The organism is Paenibacillus sp. MZ03-122A (assembly GCF_024213325.1).
In the GTDB taxonomy this organism is placed as follows: Bacteria; Bacillota; Bacilli; order Paenibacillales; family Paenibacillaceae; genus Paenibacillus; species Paenibacillus polymyxa_B.
In genome coordinates, this window is record NZ_JANAVI010000037.1 from 1 (window position 1) to 3830 (window position 3830).

Sequence of the window (3830 nt, forward strand, 5' to 3'; positions counted from 1 at the left end):
TGTCCTTGCAGATCAAAGGAGGCCTGTTCAAAATAAGCTCCTGATTGCGAATCCATCAGATTGTAAAAGAGCATGCCTTTTTGCATCGGCGTCAGTGCGTATACATTTTCCAGCTCACCGGTATGTGCCGCCTGTTCCGCAATTTGTTCCAGTTCTCTAGTCGTCAGACCTTTGAAGGACACATCACTCGGCGTCAGCTCTGGCTGTTCCTGAGCGACACAGTGCGTAATCACCTCTTGCAAAGCGGATTGCAGCAGTCCTGCCACACGTTCCAGCGTTTCTTTGCGATACTGCTTACGGCTGTAAGCGATCGTCAAGCGCAGCGTGCCTTCCGAGATCATTGCATTCAAATCCAGCGTATATTGCAGCGGTGAATGGGCATCCTCTGTCTCCCCTGCGCTATAGGATGACCATGTGATTCCACTGTTTTGCACATCCTGATCGACCTGTCCCAGGTAGTTAAAGCTGATTTCCGGTTCTGCTCCAATCGCCTGCGCTTCATCCGATGCAGACGCAGGGGACAAGTAGCGCCATGTGCCATAGGTCAGCCCTTTATGTGGAATGCGGCGCAAACCTTCCTTCGTTTCTTTAATCCGCTGGGCCAGCGTCAGGTTGACATCTGTGTCTAGCAGCACCGGATACAAGCTCGTAAACCAGCCTACTGTACGTGTAATATCCACCTCTGGCAGAATTGCTTCCCGGCCATGTCCCTCCAGATTCACCAGCACCTGTCCGGCGCCTGTCCAGTTGTGCATCGCCAATCCTAACGCGGTCAACAGCAAATCATTGACCTCGGTGTTATAGGCGCGATGAGCCTGCTTTAACAGCTGCTGGGTTTCAGCTTCGGTCCACTCTACCGTCAGCACTTCGCTGTCTGCATTCAAGGAGCCCTCGTAGGCGAAATCCTTAGGCAGCGGTGCAGCTTCCGCTTTGGCCTGTTCCAGCTGCTGCCAGTAGGCTTCATCCGATGTAGCCTCAGGACGGTTAGCGTAAGACGATAACTCCCGTGCCCATGTTTGGAAGGAATCCGTTTTATAGGGCAATCGTACAGGCTCGCCCTTGATCGCCTGCTCGTAACCTGTCGAGAAATCTTCAAACAGAATTCGCCACGATACCCCGTCCACCACCAAATGGTGAATGGCTATGAGCAAATGATCGCCCTCGGCTGTGCGGAACAATCCCAGCTTGACCAGAGGCCCTTCGGACAGGTGAATGCTGCTTTGAATTTCATTTGCCTTCGCTTCCAGCGCTTCCGCATAGGTTTCCTGTTTACGGTAATCCATCGTTTCCAGCGTATACAACGCGCCTTCATCTACACTACGTGTCCAAGCCATATAACCAGAGGAATTCTGATGGAAAACCGTACGAAGCGCATCATGATGCTTCACGATGTGATCCATCACCTGACGAACCGCTATCTCATTAAAGCCCTCGGCACGATAGAGCATAACTGCCTGATTAAAGTGCTGTGGACGCTCGCGCTCCTGCGCAAAGAACCAATGCTGGATCGGAAGCAAAGCGGTTTCCCCGCTCACTTCTCCTTGATCTGCCATACGACTGACCTCATACATATGCGGTGCCAGTGCTTCCACCGTTGGATACTGGAACAAATCCTTCATGTCCAGCTTATAGCCAGCCTGGAACGCACGGGATGCGATTTGGATCGCCTTGATCGAATCGCCGCCCAGATCGAAGAAATTGTCCAAGATACCGACAGTCTGTAGTCCCAGTACCGACTGCCAGACCGCTACTAGAGCGCGTTCTTGAGCAGTGCGCGGCTCTGCATAATCCGTTCCGGTTTGTAGGCTGCCTTCTGGTGCTGGTAGAGCCTTGCGGTCAATTTTGCCATTTGGACTCAGCGGCATCTGCTCCAGCTGTACAAAGTACGACGGTACCATGTAGCTTGGCAGCTCCCGGCCCAGCTCACTTCTCAGCTCGCTGGCGCCGAGCTCTTGTCCGGCGACATAGTACGCCACCATTTGTTTTTGTCCCGTCTCATCCGCACGCGCCGTGACCACGGCTTCGCGTACCGATTCCACTTGGAGCAGCTGCGATTCGACCTCGCCCAGCTCAATCCGGTAACCCCGGATTTTCACCTGATGGTCGATCCGGCCCAGATATTCAATGTTCCCGTCCGGCATCCATCTCGCTAAATCGCCTGTGCGGTACATCCGTTCATAGCCTGCTTCCCCGCCTGCAAACGGGTCTTTCACAAATTTCTCGGCCGTCAGCTCCGGACGGTTCAGATAACCGCGGGCTACACCTACACCACCGATGCACAATTCACCCGCAACCCCGATCGGTTGCAATTGCTCCGTGCCTTCCTTCACGATGTACAGACGAATGTTTTGAATCGGTTTCCCGATTGGAATGACCGAATAGGTTTCATTAGGCTCGCAATCGAAGTACGATACGTCCACCGTCGCTTCGGTTGGTCCGTAGAGATTGACCAGCTTCGCTCCAGCCAGGCTCGACACCAGCCGTTGGAACCGTGCCACATGCTGTGGCGGCAATGCTTCGCCGCTGGCAAAGACATGGCGCAACGTTGCCAGCTTCGCTTGTATCACTTCCCGTGGCTGCTGCTCCACGTACTCCAGGAACGCATGCAGCATGGCGGGTACAAAGTGCATTGTGCTCACACCATCGCGGGCAATCGTGTCGACGATGTCTTCCGGGTTCTTTTCCCCGCCCACGGGCAGCAAGCTCACCTTCGAGCCGACCAGCGACCACCAGAACAGCTCCCACACCGACACGTCGAACGTGAAGGCCGTCTTTTGCAGAACCGTATCTTCCGCACTCAAGTCGTACCGATCATGCATCCACAAAATCCGGTTCAGCACGGAATGATGCTCCACCATCACGCCCTTCGGTTTCCCCGTGGAGCCGGAGGTATAGATGACATAGGCTACATGGTGTGGCCCAGCCAGTGGCTCCAGATTCGAATCGTCTTCGTGGTAAATGTCTTGGCCATCCTGCTCATGACGATCCAGCACCAACACCTGGCCGTCAAAACTCAGTGACGCTTGCTCCGCCAAATGCGATTGCGTCAGCACCAGCTTCGCGCCCGAGTCCTCCAGCATAAAGTGGATGCGGTCCGCCGGATATTCTGGATCGATGGGTACATAAGCTCCGCCTGCCTTGAGGATCGCATAAATACCTACGATCATGTCCAGCGAACGCTGAACCAGAATGCCTACAGGCTGATCCGGTTCAACACCTTCCGCACGCAGCGTCCGGGCCAAACGGTTCGCTCGCTCATTCAGCTCAGCGTAGGTCAACGACTCCGCTCCGCACAACACTGCCACCTGATCCGGTGTTTTCGCTGCCTGCTGCTCGAACAGTGCACTTAGCGTTTGATCCTGCGGATAAGCTGCCGCCGTATCCCCCCAGACCTGAACGAGCTGTGCCTGTTCTTCCGGTGTCACCAATTCCAGCTCATTCACTCGGATATGCGGATTGTCCACGATTTGTCCGATGACATGGTCGATATGGCCCTGGATACGCTCCATGGCAGACCGGCTATACACGAGAGCATTGTATTCAAGCAGGATAGAGATATCCTCATCAGGCACGACAATCAGGTTAAAATCGTAGTTAGTTTGCTCGGCAAGTGCCACATTGGCAATCGAGAAGCCTGTTTGTGCCTTTGTCTCGCCGGAACCGCCCATCTGCTTCATCTGTTGCCCGATCGGGTAGTTTTCAAAGACCATAATGTGATGAATCAGGTCTTGTTTTTGTTCAGTCAGTGCCTGGATATCGTATAGCGGGAACGTATCATAGACACTGGAGGCCAAAGCCTGTTCCTGGGTGAGCTGCAATACTTCAGCAAA

General features: G+C 54.1%; 1 protein-coding gene. It reads right to left on the reverse strand.

Annotated elements, in window-relative coordinates; all coding sequences use genetic code 11:
- The coding region (locus tag NLX74_RS25400; RefSeq protein ID WP_254330919.1) for an amino acid adenylation domain-containing protein at positions 1-3830 on the reverse strand (3830 nt) is incomplete at both ends.